Source organism: Moorena sp. SIO3H5 (assembly GCF_010692395.1).
GTDB lineage: Bacteria > Cyanobacteriota > Cyanobacteriia > Cyanobacteriales > Coleofasciculaceae > Moorena.
Genome location: NZ_JAAHHS010000464.1, coordinates 1 through 5,616, shown reverse-complemented (window position 1 = coordinate 5,616; position 5,616 = coordinate 1). Strand labels below are relative to the sequence as shown.

The 5,616-nt window shown below is 41.8% G+C and carries 2 protein-coding genes; both read left to right on the top strand.

Going from position 1 to position 5,616, the window contains the following annotated elements; all coding sequences use genetic code 11:
- Positions 1 to 265 precede the first annotated feature (265 nt).
- Entirely contained in the window at positions 266 to 2,017 is a 1,752-nt protein-coding gene (locus tag F6K52_RS31325; protein ID WP_293088130.1) for an SDR family NAD(P)-dependent oxidoreductase, read from the top strand.
- A 44-nt stretch (positions 2,018 to 2,061) separates the two neighbouring features.
- Positions 2,062 to 5,616, top strand: a 3,555-nt coding sequence (locus F6K52_RS31320) for a PfaB family protein (protein ID WP_293088128.1), incomplete at its 3' end; no start/stop codon positions are given.

Genomic DNA, 5,616 nt, shown 5'->3' with positions numbered 1-5,616 from the left:
GCAGCATTTCTTAATCTGCTCTAAAACCCTCTTTTGAAGAAGTGTACTGTAGTAGTCGTACGGTAGTAAAAGTTTTCTGGATCCCCATCTCCCCATCTCCCTATCTCCCTATCTCCTTCTAGATTCCCGATTCCCAAGGCATAGTGTTAATAATTGTAACAACCACCGCACTGTGCATAAAAGATAAAGCTTTCGCAGACAAGTATTTAGAGGATTAAACTCACAGATTTTTCTGTTGGTAAACACTACCTCGGAGATCAGCCTAATGAACCAATACACTACAATTAATTCATCCTCCGTTGTTCTGGTCAGCGGTGGTGGAAGAGGGGTTACGGCTCAATGTGTAATTAAATTAGCAGAGCAATATCGGTGCAAATTTATTCTGCTTGGTCGCTCTTCTATTGGTGACAGTGAACCAGAATGGGCTAAAAATTGCTTCGACGAGTCCGAATTGAAAAAGCGAATCATGCAGGATTTGATCGCCCAAGGTGAAAAGCCCACACCTGTCAAAGTTCAAAAACGTTTTAAGAGCATCTCCAAAAGGCGAGACATTACTAATACTATATCTACTATTAAACAGGTTGGAGGAGAGGCAGAGTATCTTAGTGTAGACGTTACCAATAGTGCTGATTTAACGGCTAAACTAGCACCAGTGATTCAGCGCTTTGGAGCGATTACGGGAATTATTCATGGAGCGGGCAATTTAGCCGATAAGTTGATTGAAAAAAAATCAGAGCAGGATTTTGAAACTGTTTACAATACTAAGATTGAAGGGTTAGAAAGCTTACTTAGCTGTGTCAAACCCAGTCAATTAGACTTCATTGTTTTATTTTCCTCCTTTGTAGCATTTTATGGTAATCCTGGTCAATCGGATTATGCCTTAGCTAATGAAATCCTTAATAAGTATGCCTATGTACTAAAGCGGAAGTATCCCAATTGTCGTGTACTTTCTATCGGTTGGGGGCCTTGGGATGGGGGGATGGTCACCCCGGAATTAAAGAAGTTTTTTGCCCAACAAGATATGGAACTTATTTCCGTGGATGTGGGAGCAAAAATGTTAATTGATGAATTAAATAGTCCTGATCAGGAGACTCCACAAATTCTAGTGATGAGCCGTCCGATTATGGGCTCCCCTAAGCAGCTATCTCCTGAAAAACAGACATTCCGTATTCAGCGAAAATTAACCTTAGCGGAGAATCCTTTTGTCTGTGACCATGTGATTGCCTCTCATCCCGTTTTACCAGCGATGTGTGGTATCTCATGGCTGGCTAATACTTGTGAACAACTCTATCCCGGTTACAAATTTTTCAGTTGTGACAACTACAAAGTTCTCAAAGGCATTGTTTTCGACAACACCCTTGCCAATTACTACACGCTGGATTTAAAGGAAATCAATAAATCTCAAGGTGAAATAGAATTTGAAGCAGTGGTTTCTAGCGAAAGCACTAGAAAAATACCTCATTATCATTACAAGACTCAAATAAAACTGGTGCAAGCAATTCCTCAAGCTACTACTTATGAGTCATTTAATAGTATCCAAGATCCAGCACTTCTGAGTCTGTCACCTTATCAAAATGGCACTTTATTCCATAAACCCCGTTTTCAGGGAGTGAAGCGAATTCTCAATATCAGTCCTGAAGGATTGACTGTTCAATGTAGTTTGCAGAGTTTGGACGTCAAACAACAAGGTAAATTTCCAGTCCAGGCATTCAATGCTTACACTGCTGATATTTTATTTCAAGCTCTACTAGTTTGGGTCAGATACTTTGATGATTTAGGTAGCTTACCCTTACAGTTTAGCAAACTGGAACAGTTTAGTTTGATTCCATTTAATCAGGATTTTTATATTTCATTAGAGATTAATTCAAGGAGTGAAAATCGAGTAGTTGCTAATGCTACGGCTCACGATGCTCAAGGAAATATCTATCTAAAAATTGACCAAATGCAGGTGACCAGCAGCTCTCGACTTAATCACCTATTTCTGGAAAACACTTGTTCAGATTTGGTTTGTTCTTGAATGGTGAATTATAAATTTTAAAACGTTAGGGAATAACAATAAAAATGGAAATAGCGATTGTCGGCATGGATGCTGTTTTTGGTTCCTGCCAAGGATTGGATAAGTTTGCAGCTAGCATTTATGATGGCAGCCAGCATTTTCATCCTATTCCTCATAACCGATATCAAGGTAGGGTTCAAAATCAGCAATTATCAGAAGAAGTGGGTGGCAAACATGGTGCATTGCCACGGGGTAATTATTTTCAGGACGTTGATATCAATGCTTTTAATTTTAACTGCCAAAGTAATGAGATTGACAGGTTAAATTATCAGCAATTAATGATAAGCAACGTTGTTGATAATGCTTTGAAAGATGCGGGTTTTGAACAAGGGAATACACCACTAAAAAATGTGGCAGTGATTACCTCACTTAGCTCGGGAGTTCCAGTGGAGCAAAGGGATAGCAGGTTGCATCTGGATAGAGTCCTGGAGGAATCCCTGAGCACAAACAAGATGGTTTCTGATTCTGAGCAACTATCTGTCTTGAAGAGGGCTAGTAGTGGGGAATCTGGTTATGCGATCGCTAATTCCAATTCTAATTCAAACCCTAATGCCAATTCCGTTAGTAATCAAGACCATAGTGTGGCTAGTGAAATGGCCACTTTATGGAATATTTCTGGTCCTACATTCACCGTAGAGGCGGCTGAAAATTCCGTTATCAAAGCTCTGGATATAGCACAAATACTGCTAAAAGCTGGAGAAGTAGACGCGGTGGTTGTTGCTGCTGTAAATCTTGTCCATGAATTTGACCAGGTGCTATTGGGTAATAGCAACAGTAATAGAGGTGAACCTACCCTAAGTTACGATTATCATGCTAATGGCTCGATCCTGGGTGAAGGAGCAGGTGCTGTTGTTTTAAAACGAGCGGAACAAGCCAAGCAGGATCAAAACCGCATCTATGCTGTGATTGATGGGATTAACTGGATCGCTAATAGTTCTATTACTGGTGCTGAATCAGTTAAGCAATCCTGTGAGCAGGCTTTTGCTAAAGCTGGAGTCAAGCCAAGGGATATTGGTTATCTAGAAGTGTTTGGTAGTGGTGTGGAACAGCAAGACCGCTCAGAAATTCAGGGATTAATTGCAGCGTATCAAGGGGATAATTCCCAATTGAGCTGTTGTTTAGGTAGTGTTAAATCCACTATCGGTCATACTTATATTGCTTCTGGTATCGCGAGTTTAATTAAAACCGCTCTTTGTCTTTATCATCGCTATATTCCCGCCACTCCCAACTGGTCAAAACCGAAACAGCCAGAGCTTTGGAAAGAAAGTCCTTTCTATGTTGCTAATGAATCGAGACCTTGGTTTCTGACACCAGGACAAGTAAAACGAGTAGCTGCGATTAATAGCTTAGCTGGGGATGGGAGTTATGGACACTTAATTCTATCAGAAGAGTTGAGTGAAACAGACCGCAGCAACGGATACTTAGAACAAGCTCCCTTCTATCTTTTCCCAATTGCAGCTAATGACCAATCTGCTTTACTAGAGCAGCTTGATGTGCTAGAGCAAACCATTGAAAATAGCTCTTCTTTGTCTCAAGTTGCTAACCAAACCTTTGCTAAGTTTAAAGGTTCAAACCAGGCAACCTATACCCTAGCAATTGTTGGGGGTGATAAAGCTAAAGTGATGCGGGAAATCGAGCGGTCGCGACCGGGTATTAAGCGTGCCTTTGCTGAAGGGAAACCCTGGAAAAGTCCTCTGGGTAGCTATTTTACGGCCAATCCCCTCGGTAAAAAGGGTGCGATCGCATTTGTTTATCCCGGTGCCTTCAATTCCTACATCGGTATGGGTCGGAAACTATTCCAGTTGTTTCCCAGCATTTATGACCGCGCTGCTAGCTTGGTTTCCAATCCTGGTGAATTTTTCCGGGAGAAACAGCTCTATCCTAGAAGTCAGCATCAATTATCAAAACGGGAGCTAGAAGACCTAGAAACTAAATTAGCTGATACTCCCTTGTCGATGCTGGAAACAGGAACTGGCTTTGCAGTGCTCTTCACCCAGATCCTGAGAGAGTATTTCCAGGTGCAGCCCCAAGTCGCCTTTGGGTACAGCATGGGGGAAAGCACGATGATGTATGCCCTAGATGTTTGGTCGAATGCTGACTATGGCAGTAATTTCGTCAATTCCTCTGAGCTATTTCGTAGTCGGCTAGCTGGTTCCCAGAATGCAGTGCGAGACCATTGGGGGATGACCAAGGCACCGCAGCAGGATGGGACAGAATTGTGGAGTAGTTATGTGCTGATGGCACCAGCATCTACAGTTAAGGAATGCCTGAAACAGGAAAACCGAGTCTATTTGACCCACATCAACACCCCGACGGAAGTTGTGATTGCAGGAGATGCCCAAGGCTGTAAGCGTGTAATTGAAGCCTTGGGCTGCGACTCATTCCGTTCTCCCACCAATTTGGTACTGCACTGTGAGGCAATGGCTTCTGAATACAATGAGCTTAGCAAACTCAATAGTGTATCAGTTAGCAAAACACCAGACATTGTATTTTATTCCTCTGCCCGCTACACACCAATTCCCCTTGACCAAAACTCCATTGCTAATCACTTAGCTCAAGGGGTCTGTCAGGAGCTTGACTTTCCTCGGCTAATTAACCGTGCCTATGATGATGGAGCCAAACTATTCATTGAGTTGGGCTCTGGAGGTACCTGTACACGATGGATTAGTGACACCCTCAAACACCAAGACCATCTTGCGGTGTGCATCAATCCTAAAAGGGGAGATGACCTCGCTGCTGTCGTTAAAGTCTTGGCACAATTAGTCAGTCATCAGGTATCTCTAAATTTGTCTCCACTGTATTCTTCAGTGTCAGAAACGTCAGTATCAAAAATTTCAGTATTACAAACCAGTAATCAATACAAATTACTGGAAACTAAACTAACATCTGATATCAACAAGTCTGGGATTATCGGCGCTAACCTTAGTCAATCTGTGGGTTTCAATTCCAAACCAGTAGCAGAGTTGACCCAACCTATGGCTGAAACCAAAACTATGACCTTAGTAAAAGATCAGATTCCTAGCCAGGAATTCACTTACCAAGAAACTATACCGCTGACTTCTCCTACTATCCCAGAAACATCTAGTAATATTATCTTTAATGCCGACGATGTACTGGAATTTACAGAAGGAAAGGTTTCACGAGTCTTTGGTAAAGATTTTGAAAGTATTGATGCTTATGCCCGACGAGTGCGACTCCCTTCTCCTCCTTATCTATTTATCAGTCGAGTCACTAAACTAGAGGGTGAACGAGAGAAGTATAAAACGGGTGTGATCGAAACTGAATACGATCTACCGGAAAATGCTTGGTATGCCGTAGATGGTCAAGTGCCTCTAGGAATCTGTAAAGAAGCCGGTCATGGTATTTTACTGTTACTAAGTTATCTAGGGTCTGACTTCGAGAATAAAGGTAAACGGTCATTTCGTTTACTTGACCTGACAGCTAAATTTTTAGATAACCAACCTGAAGCCATAAAAACTCTCCGCTATGAAGTAAAAATAACATCTCATGTGATAACTGAAGATAGCTTATTGATATTTTTTAAGGGAGAATGTTGGATA